General features: G+C 67.2%; 18 protein-coding genes. 10 read left to right on the forward strand and 8 right to left on the reverse strand.

The genetic code is table 11. The features are described 5' to 3' along the window. Positions 1-22 precede the first annotated feature (22 nt). The 10 genes from flgG (at position 23) to C2U31_RS18105 (ending at position 13,245) form a co-directional block, all read left to right on the forward strand. Positions 23-808 carry a flagellar basal-body rod protein FlgG gene (flgG, locus tag C2U31_RS18060; RefSeq protein ID WP_103274025.1) on the forward strand — a complete coding sequence of 262 codons (786 nt, stop codon included), beginning with the start codon at positions 23-25 and terminating at the stop codon, positions 806-808. After that, positions 808-1,497, forward strand: coding sequence for a flagellar basal body L-ring protein FlgH (locus C2U31_RS18065; RefSeq protein WP_103274026.1), 690 nt, complete (start codon positions 808-810; stop codon positions 1,495-1,497). Before flgG ends, C2U31_RS18065 begins: the two co-directional genes overlap by 1 nt. Before the next feature lie 154 nt (positions 1,498-1,651). After that, on the forward strand, positions 1,652-2,779 hold the full coding sequence (locus C2U31_RS18070; protein WP_103274027.1) for a flagellar basal body P-ring protein FlgI: 1,128 nt from the start codon (positions 1,652-1,654) through the stop codon (positions 2,777-2,779). A 112-nt stretch (positions 2,780-2,891) separates the two neighbouring features. Continuing rightward, complete coding sequence (gene flgJ, locus C2U31_RS18075; RefSeq protein ID WP_103274028.1) at positions 2,892-3,863, forward strand: flagellar assembly peptidoglycan hydrolase FlgJ; 972 nt, start codon at positions 2,892-2,894, stop codon at positions 3,861-3,863. Between the two features lie 72 nt (positions 3,864-3,935). Further along, positions 3,936-5,612, forward strand: a complete 1,677-nt coding sequence (flgK, locus tag C2U31_RS18080) for a flagellar hook-associated protein FlgK (RefSeq protein ID WP_103274029.1) — start codon at positions 3,936-3,938, stop codon at positions 5,610-5,612. Between the two features lie 57 nt (positions 5,613-5,669). Further along, positions 5,670-6,923: a flagellar hook-associated protein FlgL gene (gene flgL / locus C2U31_RS18085; protein ID WP_103274030.1), complete on the forward strand. Its 1,254-nt coding sequence runs from the start codon at positions 5,670-5,672 to the stop codon at positions 6,921-6,923. Between the two features lie 138 nt (positions 6,924-7,061). Then, complete coding sequence (locus tag C2U31_RS18090; RefSeq protein ID WP_103274031.1) at positions 7,062-8,942, forward strand: methyl-accepting chemotaxis protein; 1,881 nt, start codon at positions 7,062-7,064, stop codon at positions 8,940-8,942. A gap of 101 nt (positions 8,943-9,043) precedes the next feature. Further along, on the forward strand, positions 9,044-10,948 hold the full coding sequence (locus C2U31_RS18095) for a methyl-accepting chemotaxis protein (RefSeq protein WP_103274032.1): 1,905 nt from the start codon (positions 9,044-9,046) through the stop codon (positions 10,946-10,948). A 28-nt stretch (positions 10,949-10,976) separates the two neighbouring features. Then, positions 10,977-11,456 (forward strand): hypothetical protein, encoded by a 480-nt coding sequence (locus C2U31_RS18100; RefSeq protein ID WP_103274033.1) that lies wholly within the window; start codon positions 10,977-10,979, stop codon positions 11,454-11,456. Positions 11,457-11,574: 118 nt separating this feature from the next. Then, positions 11,575-13,245, forward strand: a complete 1,671-nt coding sequence (locus C2U31_RS18105) for a methyl-accepting chemotaxis protein (RefSeq protein WP_103274034.1) — start codon at positions 11,575-11,577, stop codon at positions 13,243-13,245. A gap of 166 nt (positions 13,246-13,411) precedes the next feature. Here C2U31_RS18105 and fliR read toward each other — a convergent pair whose 3' ends face one another. The 8 genes from fliR to C2U31_RS18145 form a co-directional block, all read right to left on the reverse strand. Then, the gene (gene fliR / locus C2U31_RS18110; RefSeq protein WP_103274035.1) at positions 13,412-14,200 is read right to left on the reverse strand and encodes a flagellar biosynthetic protein FliR; all 789 of its coding nucleotides are present in this window, start codon (positions 14,198-14,200) and stop codon (positions 13,412-13,414) included. A gap of 23 nt (positions 14,201-14,223) precedes the next feature. Further along, positions 14,224-14,493, reverse strand: a complete 270-nt coding sequence (gene fliQ, locus C2U31_RS18115; RefSeq protein ID WP_103274036.1) for a flagellar biosynthesis protein FliQ — start codon at positions 14,491-14,493, stop codon at positions 14,224-14,226. Positions 14,494-14,508: 15 nt separating this feature from the next. Next, positions 14,509-15,255, reverse strand: a complete 747-nt coding sequence (gene fliP, locus C2U31_RS18120; protein WP_199771043.1) for a flagellar type III secretion system pore protein FliP — start codon at positions 15,253-15,255, stop codon at positions 14,509-14,511. A gap of 57 nt (positions 15,256-15,312) precedes the next feature. After that, positions 15,313-15,636 (reverse strand): flagellar biosynthetic protein FliO, encoded by a 324-nt coding sequence (gene fliO / locus C2U31_RS18125; protein ID WP_103276438.1) that lies wholly within the window; start codon positions 15,634-15,636, stop codon positions 15,313-15,315. 17 nt (positions 15,637-15,653) lie between these two features. Next, a complete protein-coding gene (fliN, locus tag C2U31_RS18130; RefSeq protein ID WP_103274037.1) occupies positions 15,654-16,205 on the reverse strand; it encodes a flagellar motor switch protein FliN in 552 nt (183 codons plus the stop codon). After that, a complete protein-coding gene (gene fliM, locus C2U31_RS18135) occupies positions 16,198-17,205 on the reverse strand; it encodes a flagellar motor switch protein FliM (RefSeq protein ID WP_103274038.1) in 1,008 nt (335 codons plus the stop codon). The genes fliN and fliM overlap by 8 nt, the downstream gene beginning before the upstream one ends. 2 nt (positions 17,206-17,207) lie before the next feature. Next, positions 17,208-17,837, reverse strand: coding sequence for a flagellar basal body-associated protein FliL (fliL, locus tag C2U31_RS18140; protein ID WP_103274039.1), 630 nt, complete (start codon positions 17,835-17,837; stop codon positions 17,208-17,210). Positions 17,838-18,006: 169 nt separating this feature from the next. Then, complete coding sequence (locus tag C2U31_RS18145; RefSeq protein ID WP_103274040.1) at positions 18,007-19,368, reverse strand: flagellar hook-length control protein FliK; 1,362 nt, start codon at positions 19,366-19,368, stop codon at positions 18,007-18,009. Positions 19,369-19,381: the final 13 nt, after the last annotated feature.

The following is a 19,381-nucleotide window of genomic DNA, read 5'->3' on the forward strand; positions in this document are numbered from 1 at the left end:
GCCGACCCAGGAGTACCAAATCATGATGCGTTCGCTGTGGATCGCCAAGACCGGCCTGGAAGGGCAGCAGACCTCCATGGACGTCATTTCCAACAACCTGGCCAACGTCGCGACCAACGGTTTCAAGCGCGGCCGCGCCGTGTTCCAGGACCTGATGTACCAGACGCTGCGCCAGCCCGGCGCCCAGGTGGGCGACGCCGCCCAGCTGCCCTCTGGCCTGCAACTGGGCACCGGCGCGCGCGTGGCCGCGACCGAGCGCATCCACACCACCGGCGGCCTGAACAACACCGGCGGCGAGCTGGACATCGCCATCAACGGTCGAGGCTTCCTGCAAGTGGAGCTGCCGGACGGCACCCAGGCCTACACCCGCGACGGCGCGCTGCAGCGCAACCAGAACGGCCAGCTGACCACGGTCAGCGGCTATGTGATCCAGCCGCCGATGAACGTGCCGGACAACGCACTGTCGATTTCCATTGGCAACGACGGCATCGTCACCGTGACCCAGCCCGGCGCGGCCGGCATCAACGTGCAGATCGGCCAGCTGCAGATCGCCACCTTCATCAACCCGACCGGCCTGCAGAGCGTCGGCGAAAACCTGTACCTGGAAACCGACGCCTCCGGCCCGGCCAACCTGCTGCAGCCGGGCGTGGACGGCGCCGGCTCGATCCTGCACAAGTACGTGGAAACCTCCAACGTCAACGTGGCCGAAGAGCTGGTGAACATGATCACCACCCAGCGCGCCTATGAAATGAACAGCAAGGCCGTCAAGACGTCCGATGAAATGCTGGCCCGCCTGACCCAACTGTGATGTCGATGTCCGTACTGCGCCTGGTTTCGAGTGCGGCCCTGGCTTTGCTGGTGGCCGGTTGCGCCATGATTCCGCCGGAGCCGGTGGTGACGGGGCCGACCACGGCCGCGCCGCCGCCGCCGCCCTCGACGCCGGCGCAGCCCACGGGCTCGATCTACCAGCCCACCGCCTACGGCAACTATCCGCTGTTCGAGGATCGCCGTCCGCGCAACGTGGGCGACATCGTGACGATCGTGCTCAACGAACGCACCAACGCGTCCAAGAACGTCGCCACCAACACCAACCGCAGCGGCTCGGCCAATCTGGGCATCGCGGCGGCGCCGTCCTTCATGGACAGCTGGGCCAACGCCAACCTGAACACCGACGCCAAGGGCGGCAACGTGTCGCAGGGCAAGGGCGACAGCACGGCCAACAACGCCTTCACCGGCACCATCACCACCACGGTGGTGGGCGTGATGTCCAACGGCAACCTGCAGGTCGCCGGCGAAAAGCAGATCGCGATCAACCGTGGCAGCGAGTATGTCCGTTTCTCGGGCGTGGTCGATCCGCGCTCGATCACCGGCACCAACACGGTATCGTCCACGCAGGTGGCCGATGCCCGCATCGAGTACCGCAGCAAGGGCGTCATGGACGAGGTCCAGACCATGGGCTGGCTGCAGCGCTTCTTCCTGATTGCCTCGCCTTTCTGATGAGACAAAGCCCACCCCCGAAGCGCTGCGCGCTTCCCCCTCAAGGGGGCGCCGCCGCGGACCCGCAAAGCCGGCTCCGCGCGGCCCCGCTCGTGACGGCCCCGGCGTGTCGTGGCCGCATTTCCGGTGGCATGCAGGGCTATGGATTATTGACATGAAATACTCGAATCCTTTTTTCCGCCTGCTTGCCCGCACCTGCCTCGCGGCCAGCCTGCTGGCCGGCGCCGGCGCGGCGCAGGCCGAACGGCTCAAGGATCTGGCCTCGATCCAGGGCGTGCGCGGCAACCAGCTGATCGGCTACGGCCTGGTGGTCGGCCTGGATGGCAGCGGCGACCAGGTGCGCCAGACGCCGTTCACCCAGCAGAGCCTGACCAACATGCTGTCGCAGCTGGGCATCACCGTGCCCGCCGGCAGCAACATGCAGTTGAAGAACGTGGCGGCGGTGATGGTCACGGCCACGCTGCCGGCCTTCGCACGGCCCGGTCAGACGATGGACGTGGTGGTGTCCTCCATGGGCAACGCCAAGAGCCTGCGCGGCGGCACGCTGCTGATGACCCCGCTCAAGGGCGCGGACAGCCAGGTCTACGCCATCGCCCAGGGCAACATCCTGGTCGGCGGCGCGGGCGCCTCGGCCGGTGGTTCCAGCGTGCAGATCAACCAGCTCAACGGCGGCCGCATCAGCGGCGGCGCCATCATCGAGCGCGGCGTGCCAACCACGTTCGCGCGCGACGGCTATATCTACCTGGAAATGAACAACACCGACTTCGGCACCGCGCAGAACGTCGTGACGGCGCTGAACCGCAAGTTCGGCCAGGGCACGGCGACCGCGTTGGACGGCCGGGTGGTGCAGGTGCGCACGCCCATGGATCAGTCGGCCCAGGCCCGCTTCCTGTCCCAGATCGAGGACGTGCAGGTGGCGCGCGCGCCCACCGTGGCCAAGGTCATCATCAACGCCCGCACCGGCTCGGTGGTCATGAACCGCACCGTGATGATCGAGGAAGCGGCAGTGGCCCACGGCAACCTGTCGGTCATCATCAACCGCCAGAATCAGGTGTCGCAACCCGACACGCCCTTCACTCAAGGGCAGACCGTGGTGGTGCCAAACACGCAGATCGAGGTGCGCCAGGAAAACGGCTCGCTGCAGCGCGTTAACACCAGCGCCAACCTGGCCGACGTGGTCAAGGGCCTGAACGCGCTGGGCGCCACGCCGCAGGACCTGCTGGCCATCCTGCAGGCCATGAAGTCCGCCGGCGCGCTGCGCGCCGAACTCGAGATTATTTAATGGAAAAGCCCACCCCCGAAGCGCTGCGCGCTTCCCCCTCGAAGGGGGCGCCGCGGCGGACCGGCAAGGCCGGATCCGCGCGGCCCCGTGGGCACAATGGATAACTGACGTCATGACCTATACCAATGGCGGGGCGGGACGGGCGGGGCGACAGGAATCGGTCTTCGACCTGGGCCGCCTGTCGGACCTGAAGCGCGACGTCAAGCACGATCCCGACGGCACCGCGCAGCAGAAGCAGGTCGCCAAGCAGTTCGAGGCGCTGTTCCTGCAGATGATGCTCAAGCGCATGCGCGAGGCCACGCCCAAGGAAGGGCTGTTCGATTCACAGCAGTCGCAGATGATGCAATCCATGGCCGACGAGCAGCTGGCGCTGCATCTGGCCACGCCGGGCATCGGCCTGTCGCAGGCCATCCTGGGGCAGATGAAACAAGGCAAGCCGGGCGAGTTGTCGGCCGACGCCGTCAAGCGCATCGGCCAGGGCTCGGATCTGGACTACGCCACGGGCGGCTCGCGCCAGGTGTCGGCGCTGCTGGGCGTGTTGCGCAACAACCGCGCCAGCGACCGCGCCATGGCGGCGGCCGAGGGCGCGCCGGAGCATGTGGTCAGCTTCGTGTCGCGCATGTCGCACGCGGCCAACCTGGCGGCGCAGCAATCGGGCGTGCCGGCCCGCGTGATCCTGGGCCAGGCGGCGCTGGAATCGGGCTGGGGCCAGCGCGAGATCAAGCATCCGGATGGTCGCACCAGCCACAACCTGTTTGGCATCAAGGCCGGCGCCGGCTGGAAGGGGCAGGTGGTGCACGTGCTCACGACCGAATACGAAGACGGCGTGGCGAAAAAGGTGACGCAACCTTTCCGCGCTTACTCGTCTTATGAGGAATCGTTCGCCGACTACGCGCGTCTGATCGGCAACAGTCCGCGCTATGAGACGGTGGCGCAGGCGCGCAACGAAGTCGAGGCGGCGCGCCGCATCCAGAACTCGGGCTACGCGACCGATCCGCAGTACGCGCAGAAGCTGATTGGCATCATGAATCAGCTGCGGGGCGCGCCGCGCGGCGCATCTACGCAAAAACCCGATGGGCTCTAAATTTTGACGAATTCTCGCCGTTAAGCAGGTATCCACACCTTCAGCAGCGGTTACAAACGGGGCGATGTCAGCATGAATCTGTATAAATTGGCGTTGGGCGGTCTGAACGCTGCGCAGGCGGGCATCGCCACGACCAGCCACAATATCAACAACTCCACCACGGTCGGCTACAACCGCCAGCGCGTCATGACCTCGACCGCCGGCGCCCAGGCCACCAGCAACGGCTTCATCGGGCGCGGCGTCCAGGTGGACACCGTCGTGCGCAGCTACGACAGCTTCCTGTACAAGCAGCTGGTCGGCGCGCAGGGCAGCGGCGCCCAGTTGCAGACGCAGTTCGATCAGATTTCGCAGGTCAACAACCTGTTCGCGGACCGCACCGTCGGCATCGCGCCGGCGCTTTCGGGCTTCTTCACCGGCGTGAACACGGCCGCCAATGCGCCCGCCGACCCGGCCGCGCGCTCGGACATGCTGGGCAAGTCCAACAGCCTGGCGACCCAGATCCGTTCGGCCTACCAGGAAATGCAGAACCAGCGCCTGGGCCTGAACACCCAGGTTGGCACCGTGGTCGAACAGACCAACAGCTACCTGGCCCGCATCAATGACCTGAACGAGCAGATTTCGGCTGCCCGCGCCAAGGCCGGCGGCCAGCCGCCCAACGACCTGATGGACCAGCGCGACCAGGCCGTTTCCGAATTGAACCAATTGGTGGGCATCACCACCTACGAGCAGGGCGACAAGCTCAATATCTCGCTGGCTTCCGGCGGCCAGGCGCTGCTGTCGGGCCAGACTATCTACCCGCTGCAGGCCGTGCCCTCGTCCAAGGACATCAGCCGCACGGTGGTGGCTTATACGCTGCCGGCCGGTGCCGGCGGCAAGACCGTCACGGTCGAGCTGGGCGACACCGAAGTCACCGGCGGCAAGCTCGGTGGCCTGCTGCAGTTCCGCGCCAACTCGCTGGACGTGACGCAGAGCCAGCTTGGCCAGATGGCCGTGGGCCTGGCGCTGTCGTTCAATGCGCAGCACAAGCTGGGCCTGGACCAGAACGGCAACCCCGGTGGCGACTACTTCAGCATCGGCCAGCCCCAAGGCGTGCCGAATGCGCAGAACAAGAGCAACGCCCAGATTTCGGGCACCTTCGGCACGGTGGGCAACATCAATGCCAAGGACTACGACATTACCTTCGACGGCACCAACTACATGGTGACGCGCATGCCCGAGGGCACGCAGGTCTACAACGGCCCGGCCACCGGCACGCCGCCGACCGCCACGCTGGACCTGGACGCCGAGGCGGGCGTGCGCCTGACGATCTCCGCGCCGCCGCAGGCCGGCGACAAGTGGTCGCTGTCGCCGACACGCGACGCGGCGCGCGACCTCAATGTCGTGATCACCGATCCCAACAAGATCGCCCTGGCCGACGCCACGGGAGGCAACGCCAATGGCAAGAACGGCCTGAAGCTGGCGCAGCTGCAGACCGCCAAGGTCCTGGGTGGCAACACCACCAGCATCAACGAAATGTTCTCGCAGGTGGTCAACACCGTTGGTGTGCAGACGCAGCAGATCAAGTCGGCCGCCACCGCGCAGGCCAACCTGATCACGCAGAAAAAGGCCGCGCAGCAGAACGTCTCGGGCGTGAACCTGAACGAGGAGTACGTCAGCCTGTCGCAGTACCAGGAACAGTATCAGGCCAGCGCTCGCATCATCAACGTGGCCAGCACCATGTTCGATACGCTGCTGGGCCTGCGGGGCTGAGCGAGGCCGATGCCCGCCACACGATAAGCAATAGATAAAGATATTCGGAGCTTCACCATGCGCCTGAGCACCTCCATGATGTACGCGAACGGCCTGAAGGGCGTTCTCTCTCAGGAAACGGACATGAACCGCCTGGTCGAGCAGATCGGCAGCGGTCGCAAGTTCCTGACCCCGGCGGACGATCCTCTGGCGGCCGCGTTGTCGATCAACGTGGCGCAGACGCAGAGCATGAACGCCACTTACCAGCTCAACCGCAACACGGCCAAGACCAACCTGGGTCAGGAGAACAACGTTCTGGATTCGGTCACCACGGCGCTGGAGTCGGTGCGCACCCGCGTGGTGCAGGCCGGCAACGGCACCATGTCCGACAGCGACCGCCAGGCCTTGTCCACCGCGCTCAAGAGCGCTCGCGAGGCGTTGCTCGGGCTGGCCAATAGCACAGACGGCAACGGTCAGTACATGTTCTCGGGTTATCAGGGCAGTGCGGCGCCCTACGTACAGAACGCGGCCGGCCAGGTCGTGTACAGCGGCGCCACGGGCGAACGCACCATCCAGGTTGACCAATCGCGCCAGATGTCCACCAGCGACCTGGGCAAGGATATCTTCAGCCGGGCGAACCCCGGCGCGCAGGGTTACGTCAGCTCGGCCTCACCCGGCAATACCGGCACGGCCCAGTTCGGCACGGCGTCCATCACGCCGGGTGGCGCCAACGTAGGCAAGAACTTCAGCGTGGCATTCGAAGCGGATCCGACGACGGGCGCTATTGGCTATCGCGTCACGACGACCGATCCGTCCGGTGCCACACCGCCTGTCATCAATCCGGCGCCGCCGGCGTCCCCCACCGCTTATACGGATGGCGCGGCGATCGATTTCGGCGGCGTGTCCGTCGTCATCAAGGGCAAGCCGCAGAACGGCGACATCATCAATGTCGAGAACATCCAGTCGGCCAACGTCGATGTGTTCAACACATTGGACAACCTGATCAAGACGCTGGATTCGCCGATCGCCGGCGACGAGAAGGCCTTGGCCAAGCTGGCCAATGACCTGGCCACCGCCAACAAGAAGCTGTCCACCAACTACGACAACGTCCTGACGGTGGCGGCCTCGGTTGGCGCGCGCATGAACGAGCTGGAGGCGCTGGACGCTACCGGTTCGCAGAAGGGTCTTTCCTATACCAAGTCCCTGTCCGACCTGGAAAACCTGGACTACTACTCGGGCGCCAGCCAGTTGGCCTTCCGCCAGGTGGCGCTGCAGGCCGCGTCGGCGGCATTCATGACGATCCAGGGATCGAGTCTGTTCAGCCGCAAGTAATGTGCAGTACTCGTCGGGTCCAGGTGCCCGGCGGCCCGAAGGGCCCAGACGGACGCTGCCGGCGCCACGCCGGGGCGTCCGTGTCTGCGTGCGGCGGGAGAAATCGCAGTTTCACGTTGCCTAACGTTCGGAAGTTCCATGCTTGTCAATTTGAAAGTCCGCACATGTATCGTCCTGGTGCTCGTGTTGTTCACCGGCGCCATGTTCATCTCCAACGGCGTGGCCTGGATGGGGTTGAATTCCAGCAACGAAAAGCTGGAGCAGATCAACAAGGCCTATGGCGATCAGGCCTCGCAGCTGAGCCGCGCCTATAGTGTTTTCCTGCGCGCGCGGCTGGTGCTGAGCACATCGCTGATGGACATGCAGCAGGGCAAGACCGAGCAGGCTGGCGCTCAGGCCAAGCGTTCGGAAGGCCTGATGCAGGACGGCTACAAGATGCTGGACACTTTCCGCAAGGTGCCGCGCCTGGCGGGTTCGGAAGCGCAGGCCGCGGCGCTGGAGAGCGCCTTCAAGGAATTCGACGGCGTGATCAAGCGCCAGGCCGCCGCGCTGACCAGCATGGCGATCCAGGATTATCTCGACCTGAACGATACGGCCAGCGCCGCCAACAGCAAGTTCCGCGAAGCGATCGACGGCTATCTGGCGTTCGTCGACGCGCATACCGACGCGCTGGCAGCGCGCGCCGAGAGCGACCACAACACCGCCCGCATGGTCACCATCGCCATGTTGGCGATCGCGGTGATCCTGGCGCTGGGTTGCTGGGTGTTCATCAACCGCACGGTGCTGCGTCCGCTGCATGAGGCGGGCGGCCATTTCGACAAGATCGCCGGCGGCGATTTCACCGGCCGCGTCGAGGTGCGCAGCACCAATGAGATTGGCTCGCTGTTCGCCGCGATCAAGCGCATGCAGGAGAGCCTGACGCGCACGGTGTCGGCGGTGCGTCGCGGCGTGGACGAGATCAACGTGGGTTCGCGCGAGATCTCGGCGGGCAACACGGACCTGTCCAGCCGCACCGAGCAGCAGGCGGCCTCTCTGGAAGAGACGGCGGCCTCGATGGAGCAGTTGGCCTCGACCGTCAAGCAGAACGCGGACAACGCACGTCAGGCCAATCAGCTGGCGGCCAGCGCGTCGGACGTGGCCGAACGCGGCGGTTCGGCGGTGTCGGAAGTGGTGACGACGATGCAGGCGATCTCGGCCAGCTCGCGCAAGATTTCCGAGATCGTGTCGGTGATCGATGGTATTGCGTTCCAGACCAACATCCTGGCGCTGAACGCGGCGGTGGAAGCGGCGCGGGCGGGCGAGCAAGGCAAGGGCTTCGCGGTGGTGGCGGGCGAAGTGCGCTCGCTGGCGCAGCGCAGCGCGCAGGCGGCCAAGGAGATCAAGGGCCTGATCGAGGATTCGGTCGGCAAGGTCGGCGCCGGTTCGCAGCAGGTGGAGCGCGCGGGCGCGACGATGCAGGAGATTGTGGCGTCGGTCAAGCGCGTGACGGACATCATGGGCGAGATCTCGGCGGCGTCGGAAGAGCAGTCCAGCGGCATCGATCAGGTCAATCGCGCGGTGTCGCAGATGGACGAGGTGACGCAGCAGAACGCGGCGCTGGTGGAAGAGGCCGCGGCTGCCGCGGGCTCGCTGCAGGAACAGGCGCAGCGCCTGGCCGAGGCGGTGGCGGTGTTCAAGATCAACGCCGGCGAGGTCATCGACGTGCCGGCCCAGCAGCTGGCGCAACAGCGCCGCGCGCCGCGCGTCGCCGCGGCGGCAGCGGCGCCGGTGGCGCCGAAGGAAGCCAGGGAGCCGGCGATCGAACCGCCGCAGCCGCCGGCGGAACCGCCCAAGCCGGCGCCGCGCGTGACGCAGACCGCCCGGGTCAAGCCGGCCGCCGAGGCCGCTTCGACCGTGAGGCCCTTGCGCCGTCCGGCCGCCCGCAAGGCCGAGGCGACCGACGTGACGCCGGTGACGCCCGCCGCGCCGTCCGCCAGCCGCCGCGCGCCGCCGGCGGACGATGATTGGGAGTCTTTCTGACGAGCGTTCCGCGTCCTGGCATTGAATAAGCAGTAGAACAAATCCCTTTTACGTCTTGGTGGTCACAGCGGGCCGCCAGCGCGATTACTGGAATCAAAGAAATGCTTAGCAATCTGAAAGTGCGCACCGGCTTGATGCTGGCCCAGCTGGCCGTCGTCGCAGCAGCGCTGGTGGCGATCGTGCTGGGGTGGAGCAGCATGCAGTCCAGCGCCGAAGCCATCAATGACCTGGATCGTCTGAGCGTCCAGCAGAGCAGCATCATCAAGGACGTATATACGCAGATGCTGCGCGCGACCATCCGCGCCGACATCGCCGCCGCCCAGCGCGCCAGCGGCGACGCGGCGGGCGCCGCCGAGAACTCCCGCATCGTGCAGGAACTGATGGCCGACGCGAAGAAGAAGATCGACGCATTCAAGAATATTCCGAAGCTGACCGAGCTGGCCAAGAAGTCCGAGGGCGAATTGATTTCGACCTTCGGCAATTTCGCCGAATCGCTGGAAGCGATGATGGCGGCGCTGAACAAGGGCGACGCGGCCGAGTATCTGAAGCTGAAGAACAGCAAGACGGCCGCGGCCAGCGGCGCCTTTTCCAAGAGCCTGAACGAGTTCAGCAAGAACATCACCGAATACAGCAACGATCTGGTCGCCTCGGCGCAAAGCCGCACCGCGACCATGGGCGTGGTCTATGCCGCGCTGGCGCTGCTGCTCATCGCCGTGTCGCTGGGCGCGTTCCTGTTCATGAACCGCGTCATCCTGCGGCCGTTGCGCTCGGTCGGCGAAAGCTTCGACAAGATCGCCGCCGGTGACCTGACCACCCGCGTGGAGGTCAACTCCACGAACGAGATCGGCCAGCTGTTCGCGGCGGTCAAGCGCATGCAGGAGAGCCTGACGCGCACGGTGTCGGCGGTGCGTCGCGGCGTGGACGAGATCAACGTGGGTTCGCGCGAGATCTCGGCGGGCAACACGGACCTGTCCAGCCGCACCGAAGAGCAGGCGGCCTCGCTGGAAGAGACCGCGGCCTCGATGGAGCAGCTGGCCTCGACCGTCAAGCAGAACGCGGACAACGCGCGCCAGGCCAATCAGCTGGCGGCCAGCGCGTCGGACGTGGCCGAGCGCGGCGGTTCGGCGGTGTCGGAAGTGGTGACGACGATGCAGGCGATTTCGGCCAGCTCGCGCAAGATTTCCGAGATCGTGTCGGTGATCGATGGTATTGCGTTCCAGACCAACATCCTGGCGCTGAACGCGGCGGTGGAAGCGGCGCGGGCGGGCGAGCAGGGCAAGGGCTTCGCGGTGGTGGCGGGCGAAGTGCGTTCGCTGGCGCAGCGCAGCGCGCAGGCGGCCAAGGAGATCAAGGGCCTGATCGAGGATTCGGTCGGCAAGGTCGGCGCGGGCTCGCAGCAGGTGGAGCGAGCGGGCGCGACGATGCAGGAGATCGTGGCGTCGGTCAAGCGCGTGACGGACATCATGGGCGAGATCTCGGCGGCGTCGGAAGAGCAGTCCAGCGGCATCGATCAGGTCAATCGCGCGGTGTCGCAGATGGACGAAGTGACGCAGCAGAACGCGGCGCTGGTGGAAGAGGCGGCTGCCGCCGCGGGCTCGCTGGAGGAACAGGCGCAGCGCCTGGCCGAGGCGGTGGCGGTGTTCAAGATCAACGCCGGCGAAGTCATCGAGGTACCGGCGCGCCAGTTGGCGCAACAGCGCAGCGCGCCGCGCGTGGCCGCTCGTCCGGCGGCGGCTCCGGCGCAGCCGAAGGAAGAGTCCGCCATCGCGCCGCCCGTGCAGGAAACCGCCGCCGAGCAGGCGCCGGTCCGCGCACCGGCCCGGCCCGCCGCGAGGCTCGCGCACGCGGCGCCGCGCGCCAAGCCGGCGGCCGAGGGCGCCACGGCGGCGCGTCCCGCGCGCCGCACGGCGACGTCGCCCGCATCCACGGACGAGAAACTGCGCCCGGCGCCTGCATCGGCGCCTCGTCGACAGACGCAGCCGGACGACGATTGGGAATCTTTCTGACGCCGGTCGATCCGGCAAATGGGTAGGTATGCGAGGCTATATTCATCTTCTGGCAAGCGCCGCGCTGGCGGCGCTGCTGGCCGGTTGTTCGGCGACGGGACACAACTTCGACCCGGGCAAACTCTCGACCCTGACGCCGGGGAAGACCACGCTGGAAGAGGCCTCGCGCGCGCTCACCGCGCCGCCCGACAAGTACTACAAACAGACCGACGGCACCTTCCTGGCGCTCTGGTCCTTCAAGATCACCTTTGTCCCGGACGGCTTCTACAGCCGCAAGGAAGCGCTGTTGCAGTTCGGCCCTGATGGCCGCCTGCTGCGCCTCGTGGACAGCACCAATATTCTGCTGGAACCTTGGGAGCGTCAGAAGTTGCTGGGACCGGCGCCGCCTCCGGAAGACAATCCGGAGCCGGCTCCCCCCGCGCCGCCGCCCGAGGAGCAAACGATCTCGATACCGGTGCCCTCGGCGCCGCCCGAGCCCGTGCGCAAGAGCGGGGCCGCCAAGTCCTGACATTCCACGGATGACGCCCCGGCCAGACCGGGGCGCGCGTCGTTCCGGCCCGACGGCTTGTCCGTCGCGGGCCGGGCGTTTTTTTGGTCTGAGTTGTTCCTGAAGGATGGGGAGGAAGATGGAAGCGAGTCTCGAATCTGGTGCGAAGCCCGGCAAGGTCGGTAAGAAGAAAGCCGGGCGCGCGCCCAAGGTCAAGCGCAAGCTGCGCCTGCGCGACGCACGCGTCGGCACGATGCTGCTGTGGGTGATGGCGTTCTTCGCCGTGCTGATCGCGGCCGTTGGCGGCCTGGCGGCATTTTTCCTGCAGCACAACTTTGAATCCATCCGCGAAGTGAATGCGCTGACCGATCGCTCCAAGCAGGTCGACGTGATCAACAGCGACATGCTGCGCGCCCGCGTCAACCTGATGGTGGCGGCGCGCCACTTGCAGGAATCGGGCTGGGGCAGCGGCGAGAATTCGGCTCGCGACGCGGCGACGGCCCTCAAGGGCGCGACCGATCTGCTGACCGGCGTGCGGGCCCGCTTCGCCGATTTCCAGAAGAACATGCTGCAGGACGATACCGGTCGCCAGCTGTCGATGAACCTGGTGCGCCGCTACCGCTCGTATATCGACGACGGCGTCGACACCATGGTGGAAGCGTTGCGCAGCGAGGATTACTCCACTTTCTACATGGTCAACAATGAGTACGGCACGCCTCGCAGCGCCGCGTTCATCGAGGCCATCGGCGAGTTCAGCAAGTACATCGGCGACCAGCAGCAGGCCACGATCGAACAGGCCGACGCCAACTTCAACCGCGCGATGATCGCGGTGGGCGTGGCCGTGGCGCTGGCGTTGATACTGATGGTGCTGGCCCGCGTGCTGTTCGGGCGCCTGGTGGTGCGTCCGTTGGTCGAGGCCGGCCAGCATTTCGACAAGATCGCCGCCGGCGACCTGACCAGCCGCGTGGAAGTCCGTTCGCACAACGAAATCGGGCAACTGTTCGCGGCGCTCAAGCGCATGCAGGAAAGTCTTACGCGCACGGTGTCGACGGTGCGCCGGGGCGTGGACGAGATCACGGTCGGCTCGCGCGAGATCTCGGCGGGCAACACAGACCTGTCCAGCCGCACCGAGGAGCAGGCGGCCTCGCTGGAAGAGACCGCGGCTTCGATGGAGCAGCTGGCCTCGACCGTCAAGCAGAACGCGGACAACGCACGTCAGGCCAATCAGCTGGCGGCCAGCGCGTCGGACGTGGCCGAGCGCGGCGGTTCGGCGGTGTCGGAAGTGGTGACGACGATGCAGGGCATTTCGGCCAGCTCGCGCAAGATATCGGAGATCGTGTCGGTGATCGACGGCATTGCGTTCCAGACCAACATCCTGGCGCTGAACGCGGCGGTCGAGGCGGCGCGCGCCGGCGAATCCGGCAAGGGCTTCGCGGTCGTGGCCGGCGAAGTGCGCAATCTGGCGCAGAAGAGCGCGCAGGCGGCCAAGGAGATCAAGGGCTTGATCGAGGACTCCGTCGACCGTGTCAACGAGGGTTCGGCCCAGGCCGAGCAGGCGGGCGCGACGATGGAGGAGATCGTGACGGCGGTGCGCCGGGTCACGGACATCATCGGCGAGATCTCGCAGGCCTCACAGGAACAGTCCAGCGGCATCGAACAGGTCGACACGGCCGTGTCGCAGATGGATGTCATGACGGTGCAGAACACCTCGCTGGTGCAGGAGCTGGGTGGTGCGGTCATGCAGCTGGGCGAACAGTCTGGCTCGCTGCGCGAAACGATCCGCGTCTTCCGCCTGACCGGCCAGCCTTGAGGGGATGGCTTGGCCGTGCCGGCTTGGAAGGGGCGGCCATGACGGGCAGTCTCGCAATCTGCCTCAGTCTTCCAAGACCGGGGCCGCACGGATCCGGCTCCGCCGGTCCGTAGCGGCGCCCCCTGGGGGGAAGCGCGCAAGCGCTCCGGGGGGGCTCCACTCCGGATTAGCCTCCGGCTAATCCGTCTACCACTCGGCTCATGGCCGAGAGGCCGGATTCGAACAGCGATTCCAGGAAGGGCCCTGCATGGGGCAGCACCACGGTGAGCACGGTGACGCCCACGATCAGGGTCACGGGAAAACCCACCGAGAACACCGACAGCTGCTGCGCGGCGCGGTTGAGGATGCCCATGGCCAGGTTGATGGTCAGCAGCGCGCAGATCAGCGGCAGCGCCAGCAGCAGGCCGGACACGAAGATGGTCTTGCCCCATTCGACCACCACGCCCCAGCCGTTCTGGTGTAGCTGGATCTGCGCGATGGGCAGGGTGTCGAAGGAGCGCACCAGCGCCGCCAGCACCAGCAGGTGTCCGTCAAGCGCCAGGAAGGTCAGCATGGCGATGACGTTGAGCATGCGCGACAGCACCGCCGTATTGGCGCCGGTGCCGGGATCGAAGAAAGACGCGAAGGACAGACCCATCTGCAGGCCGATGAACTCGCCGGCCGTCTGCACGGAGGCGAACACGATGCGCATGGTGAAGCCCAGCGCGATGCCGGTCAGCACCTGCTGCATCACCATCCAGAGTCCGGCGTAGGAGCCGGGAGCCACGGGCGGCATGGGGTCCAGCGTCGGGCCGATGGCGGCCGCCAGCACGAAGGACAAGCCGACCTTGACCTTCACCGGCACTGCGGATTCGGCGAACAGCGGCGCGGTGGCCACCAGCGCCAGGATGCGCACGAACGGCCAGATGAACTGGCCGATCCAGCCGTTGAGCTGTTCGAGTGTGAACGCGATCATGGGTGCGCCGGCGGCCGCGCCGGTCAGGACACCAGGCCGGGGATCTGCCCGATGAGCTGGCGGATGTAGTCCACCATGAGGCCGATCAGCCACGGACCCAGCAGCACCAGCACGCCGCACATGGCCAGCAGCTTGGGGATGAAGGACAGCGTCATCTCGTTGATCTGCGTGGCGGCCTGGAAAATGCTGATGACCAGGCCCACGACCAGCGTGACGAGCAGCAGCGGGCCGGCCATCGCCAACGCGATCTTCATCGCCTGGTAGGTCATGGTCATGACGGTTTCAGCGGTCATGGCGGTCCTCCGGGCTTATTGGTAGAAGCTCTGGGCCAGCGAGCCCATGAGCAGGTGCCAGCCGTCGGCCAGCACGAACAGCATCAGCTTGAACGGCAGCGACACCGTCACCGGCGGCACCATCATCATGCCCAGCGCCATCAGCACGCTGGCCACGACCAGGTCGATGATGAGGAAGGGAATGAAGATGGTGAAGCCGATCTGGAACGCGGTCTTGAGTTCGCTGGTGATGAAGGCCGGCACTAGGATCTTCAACGGCACCTGCGAGGGATCCTCCAGCGCGGGCTGCTTGGCCAGGTTGGCGAACAGCGCCAGGTCGTTCTCGCGGGTCTGGTGCAGCATGAAGGTGCGCAGCGGTCCGGCGGCGCGCTCCACGGCGGTCTCGAACTGGATCGAGCCCTCGGACAGCGGCTTGTAGGCGTCGGCGTAGATTTTGTCGAACACCGGCGACATGGTGTAGAAGGTCAGGAACAGCGCCAGCCCGATCAGCACGTGGTTGGGCGGCGACATCGCCGTGCCCATGGCGCTGCGCAGCAGGCCCAGCACGATGATGATGCGGGTGAAGCCCGTCATCATCAGCAGCGCCGCCGGCAGGAACGACAACGAGGTCATCAGCAGCATGGTCTGCATGCTGAGCGAGTACGTCTCGGAGCCGTTCGGGCCTGGCGTGGCGGTCAGGGCGGGCAGGGTGGCCTGGGCCACGACGCCGGCCGGGAACAGCGCCAGCCCCAGCAGCGCCGCGGCGCCGAGCATGGGCAGCATGCCGCGCCCGGCGCGGGAGGAGGTCATGCGTCTGAGGAAATTCATGAGGGTCGCGGGCTAGCGGCGCTTGAGCGCCTGGCCCAGCTTGGCCGCGAAGGCCGAGGCGGGCAGGGAAGCGCCTTCGGGCAGCTCGCCGGCAGGCATGGTGTGCAGGGTGGTGAGCTGGTTCGGGCTCACGCCCACCACCAGCCAGGTCTTGTCCACTTCGATGACCACGACGCTCTGGCGGGCGCCCAGCGGCAGGGCGGCGACCTGCTTGAGCAGGTTGCCGCCGCCGCGCTGCACCAGCCCGGCGCGCCGGGCCAGCCAGGCCGAGGCCAGGATGGCCGCCACCACCAGCACCAGGCCGATGATGACGCGCAGCAGGGCGGATTCGGTCATGATGGCCTGCCCGCTGGTCAACGGCGGTTGTTCAGGCGGTTGATGCGCTCGGACGGCGTGATGATGTCGGTCAGGCGGATGCCGTACTTGTCTTCCACCACCACGACTTCGCCCTGGGCGATCAGATAGCCGTTGACGAAGATGTCCATGGGCTCGCCGGCCAGGCCGTCGAGTTCCACCACCGAGCCCTGGCCCAGCTGCAGCAGGTTCTTGATGGTCAGTCGGGTGCGTCCCAGTTCGACGGTGAGCTGGACGGGCACGTCCATGATCAGGTCGATGTCGGTGCCCGCGCCCGTGGTGGTGCCGGACAGCGGCTTGAACACCGATTGGGCGGCCGGCTGCGGGGCGGGCTGGGACGGAGCGGGGGCTGGCGCCGGCGCCGGGGCGGCAGCGGCGGCGGGCGCCGCGGCGGTCTGTTCGGCCATGGCGGCGGCCCAATCGTCCTGCGGTTCCTGCGGCTTCAGGCCGTCGGCCTGGGTGGGCGGATTGGCGCGGGATTGTTCGGCGAGCGCGTCGGCCCAGTCGTCGGCCGGGGACGAGCCAGTGCCGGGCTCGTTCTTGTCAGTCATGGTCGGGGGCCTCGTTTGAATCGGAATCGTGAGTAAACATGTTGTGCACGCGCAGGGCGTACTGGCCGTTGAAGACGCCGTAGCCGCATTCCATCAGCGGCACGCCGTCGACGCTGGCGATGATGGTCTGGGGCACATCCACCGGAAGCACGTCGCCCACCTTCAGGCGCATCAGCTCGCGGATGCTGGACGGAATGCGGGCGAATTCGGCAACCACGTCGATGTCGGCGCTGCGCACCTGGCGCGACAGCTGCTGGGCCCAGCGCTGGTCCACTTCCTCCAGCGCGGTCTCCTGCAGCGGGCGCGTCAACAGGTCGCGCACCGGCTCGATCATGGAATAGGGCAGGCAGATGTTCAGATCGCCGCCGGTGGCGCCGAACTCGATATGGAACGAGCTCACGACCACGACTTCGTTGCTGCCGGTGATGCTGGCGAACTTGGTGTGCATCTCCGAGCGCACGTACTCGAATTCGATCGGATAGACCGGATCCCAGGACTTGCCGTAGCTTTCCAGCGTCAGGTTGAGCAGGCGCTGGATGATGCGCTGTTCGGTGGTGGTGAAGTCACGGCCCTCGACGCGCGTGTGGTAGCGGCCATCGCCGCCGAACAGGCTGTCGATGACCAGGAACACCAGGTTCGGGTCATAGGTGAAGAGCGCGGTGCCACGCAGCGGCTTCATCTGAATCATGTTCAGATTGCTGGGCACGGGCAGGTTGCGCTCGAAGTCCGCGTACTTCTGGATCTTGATCGAGCCGACGGTGATGTCCGCGCTGCGACGCATGAAGTTCAGCAGCACATGGCGCATCTGGCGAGCGAAACGCTCGTTGATCAGCTCCAGCGTCTGCATGCGACGACGCACGACCCGGTCCGGGGAACTCAGGTCGTAGGCCCGAGCGCCGTCGCTGGCGCCCGCGGTTTCCTTTTTGCTGTCGCTCTCGCCGGTTACGCCGGCCAGCAGCGCATCGACTTCGTCCTGCGAAAGAAACGCCTCGTAGGCCATGCTTATTGCACCACGAACGCCGTGAACAGCACGTCGGTGACGTACTGGCCGTCAGGCAGCGGCGAGAACGGACGGTTGACGGCCTGCTTGATCGCGTTGGCCATGTCGGTCTTGCCTTGCGAGGTCTGCACGGCGGTCGGCGACTGCGACGACAGCACCATGAGGATGCGGCTGCGGACCTCGGGCATGTACTTTTCCAGGCGGGTGCGGGTCTGCTCGTCGTTGACGCGCAGCGTCAGGCCCACGTGCATGATGCGCTCGGTATCGGCGTTCTGCAGCGTGACCGTGAACGCCTCGATGGGCACGAAGATCGGCGCGGGCACGGCGACTGGCGTGGTCGGCGGGGCGACGAAGGTGGTCGGCTGCGGGGTCTGGCCCGGCGCGCCAGGCGCGCCCGGCGTGCCGGGTGCGCCAACCTGGCCCGGATTCTGGCCGACGGCGAGCGACACGTTGGCGCCATTGGGCGGCGGCTGCGTGCGTTGCGTGATGAACCAGGTCGCGCCAGCGCTGGCCGCCGCGACCAGCAGCAGGACCAGGACCGCGAGCACGGGACGGAGGATGCGGCCCAGGCCGCCGGAGCGGGTGGGAAGCGTGCCGCGCGCCGGCATGGTGGAAGGTTTTGAAGTCGCCATCTTGGTGTCGATGCGTGTTTGCCGCTAATGAAAACGGACTCTCAGTGGATGAAAGCATTCTGCCCGAAATCCCGCGCCGGTTTGGGAGCGAAAAACAGGGCGAAAGCCGCGTATCTCAAGCTATTGCTGCACTGCGCGCGGCCCTGACGGCGCCGCGCGCCAGCCGGGATTACGCGAAGGTGTCGACCAGCGCGTTGGCGTTGCGGGGCGAGGCCGAGGCGGGACGCGAGGCGTCGGCCACCACGTCGCCCGCGCCGCCCGTCAGGCCGCCGCCCTGGCGCTGCGTACCGCCGCCCTGGTTCTGGGCGAACTGCTGCTGGGCGGCCTGCTCGCCCACGCTGGTCTGGCCCAGCGAGATGCCGGCCTGCGCCAGCGCCTGTTGCAATTGCGGCAAGGCGGTTTCAATGGCCTGGCGCACCGAGGCGTGCGCCGACACGAAAGAGGCGCTGGCCACGCCGTCGGCCAGGTTCAGGCTGACGCGCAGCGGGCCCAGGTCCGGCGGATCCAGGCGCAGCTCGGCGGTCTGCACCCCGTGGCGCGCGCTGTTGCTCATCACCACCAGTTGCTGGCCCAGGTCCGCGCCCCAGTGCGTGGCGCCGACGGGTGTGGCGACCTGCAGCGCGACCGGCGGCTGACCGATGCCGGCGGGGTTGAACACGGGCAGCGGCTGCTGGCGCTGGGCCGCGACGGCCAGCGATTGCGCCAGATGGTCCTGCACGCCGGCGGCGTGCTGGGGCAGCTGGAACGTCGGCGTTGCGGCCGGCAGCGGGGCGGATTCCTCTTCCTGGCGCACGGGCTGTTGAGCCCCGGCCTGCGACGCTTGCGCGGCCTCGACGGCGGTGCGCGGCGCCGTGCGCGGCAGCGCGGCGTCGGCGCTCAGGCGCGGCGTTTCGGCCGCGGGCGCGATGCTCTTGATGTCGGCGGTCACGGCGGCGGGCTGGCTGCCGGGCTTGGCGGCGGCGGTGACCACGGGCACGGCCAGCTCCGCATCGCGGGCCTCGCGGGCGGCGGCGGCCTGGGCTTGTTGCGCCGTCAGCGGCACGGGCGCGCGCGGCGTCGGCGTGACCTCGTTGGCGTTCAACGCGTTGACCAGCACGGCGGCGGTGCCGCTGGCGGCGGTGATCGCGGCCTGCGCGGCGCCACGGGCGTTCTGCACCTGTTCGGCGGCCTGGGCGGCGATTTCCAGCGCCTGCTGCGGCAGCAGGGCTTGCGGCACGGGCTGCTGCGCGGCGGCGACCGCCATCGCGCCGGCCTCGGCCTGGGCGGCCTTCTCGACGGCTTCGTCGATGGCGCCGGACGCGGCGTTCTCGGCATGGCCCTCCGGGCTGCCGCCGGTCTTGCCGGGCGCGGGTTCCTTGGCGCCATTGCCGGCGGGACGAGCGTCATTCGACTGGGTCGGACGCTGCTGGGCCAGCACTTCGGAGAAGCTGGGGCCCTTGTTGTCGGACACGGAGGACTTGGCGCCAAAGGCGTCGGCCGGTGAAACCGGCGCGGACGGGGCGATGGCGGGCAGGGGCAGGGGAGCGTTCATCTTGGGCTTCCTG

This window comes from Achromobacter sp. AONIH1, from assembly GCF_002902905.1.
In the GTDB taxonomy this organism is placed as follows: domain Bacteria; phylum Pseudomonadota; class Gammaproteobacteria; order Burkholderiales; family Burkholderiaceae_B; genus Achromobacter.

Bases quoted from the DNA above. Each gene is read 5' to 3' on its own strand.
- flgG (WP_103274025.1), top strand. From the start codon at position 23: ATGATGCGTTCGCTGTGGATCGCCAAGACCGGCCTGGAAGGGCAGCAG.
- C2U31_RS18065 (WP_103274026.1), top strand. From the start codon at position 808: ATGTCGATGTCCGTACTGCGCCTGGTTTCGAGTGCGGCCCTGGCTTTG.
- C2U31_RS18070 (WP_103274027.1), top strand. From the start codon at position 1,652: ATGAAATACTCGAATCCTTTTTTCCGCCTGCTTGCCCGCACCTGCCTC.
- flgJ (WP_103274028.1), top strand. From the start codon at position 2,892: ATGACCTATACCAATGGCGGGGCGGGACGGGCGGGGCGACAGGAATCG.
- flgK (WP_103274029.1), top strand. From the start codon at position 3,936: ATGAATCTGTATAAATTGGCGTTGGGCGGTCTGAACGCTGCGCAGGCG.
- flgL (WP_103274030.1), top strand. From the start codon at position 5,670: ATGCGCCTGAGCACCTCCATGATGTACGCGAACGGCCTGAAGGGCGTT.
- C2U31_RS18090 (WP_103274031.1), top strand. From the start codon at position 7,062: ATGCTTGTCAATTTGAAAGTCCGCACATGTATCGTCCTGGTGCTCGTG.
- C2U31_RS18095 (WP_103274032.1), top strand. From the start codon at position 9,044: ATGCTTAGCAATCTGAAAGTGCGCACCGGCTTGATGCTGGCCCAGCTG.
- C2U31_RS18100 (WP_103274033.1), top strand. From the start codon at position 10,977: ATGCGAGGCTATATTCATCTTCTGGCAAGCGCCGCGCTGGCGGCGCTG.
- C2U31_RS18105 (WP_103274034.1), top strand. From the start codon at position 11,575: ATGGAAGCGAGTCTCGAATCTGGTGCGAAGCCCGGCAAGGTCGGTAAG.
- fliR (WP_103274035.1), bottom strand. From the start codon at position 14,200: ATGATCGCGTTCACACTCGAACAGCTCAACGGCTGGATCGGCCAGTTC.
- fliQ (WP_103274036.1), bottom strand. From the start codon at position 14,493: ATGACCGCTGAAACCGTCATGACCATGACCTACCAGGCGATGAAGATC.
- fliP (WP_199771043.1), bottom strand. From the start codon at position 15,255: ATGCTGCCCATGCTCGGCGCCGCGGCGCTGCTGGGGCTGGCGCTGTTC.
- fliO (WP_103276438.1), bottom strand. From the start codon at position 15,636: ATGACCGAATCCGCCCTGCTGCGCGTCATCATCGGCCTGGTGCTGGTG.
- fliN (WP_103274037.1), bottom strand. From the start codon at position 16,205: ATGACTGACAAGAACGAGCCCGGCACTGGCTCGTCCCCGGCCGACGAC.
- fliM (WP_103274038.1), bottom strand. From the start codon at position 17,205: ATGGCCTACGAGGCGTTTCTTTCGCAGGACGAAGTCGATGCGCTGCTG.
- fliL (WP_103274039.1), bottom strand. From the start codon at position 17,837: ATGGCGACTTCAAAACCTTCCACCATGCCGGCGCGCGGCACGCTTCCC.
- C2U31_RS18145 (WP_103274040.1), bottom strand. From the start codon at position 19,368: ATGAACGCTCCCCTGCCCCTGCCCGCCATCGCCCCGTCCGCGCCGGTT.